The following is a 511-nucleotide window of genomic DNA, read 5'->3' on the forward strand; positions in this document are numbered from 1 at the left end:
GACGTGTTTGGACCAGACCATTGAAGTTGTAAAAGCGTCAAATCGTCGTCTAGCTCTTCCTTCACTTGCCAACGTTTAATGCTTTCGACGACAGAAGAAACCTGTGCTTCAAATGGAAGTCCAGAAACGCTCTGTACGTTCGCGATTAAACGATTTACAGAGAAAAGCTCATTGTCGTACCGCGCTTCAACCACGCCATCAGAAAAGCACCAAATCGAGTCGTTTGGTTCTAACGTAATTTCCCCGCCCTTGTATTGCATTGGTGCTAACGCGCCTACTATAAAATTCTCATCACCAACCATATCAATGGTTGCTTCTGATTGATGTCGCCATAAGAACTTAGGGTGACCGGCGGTACAGTACCTCAGTTTGCCTGTTTGAGTATTCAAAACTGCGTAAACGATTGTGAAGTACAATTGGCTGTCAGGTGTTTGTTGATATCGAAGGTTGAGCCTCTCCACCACCACATTCGGCTCCGAAACAACATAGTCGCCCTGGCCAAAATCTGGCC

1 protein-coding gene is annotated in these 511 nt (G+C 46.0%); it reads right to left on the minus strand.

The annotated features are described in order from the left end of the window. On the minus strand, positions 1-511 hold a 511-nt coding region (locus R7093_RS28285), incomplete at both ends, for a PP2C family protein-serine/threonine phosphatase (protein ID WP_318147416.1).

The sequence above is a fragment of the Vibrio sp. 1580 genome (genome assembly GCF_033340055.1).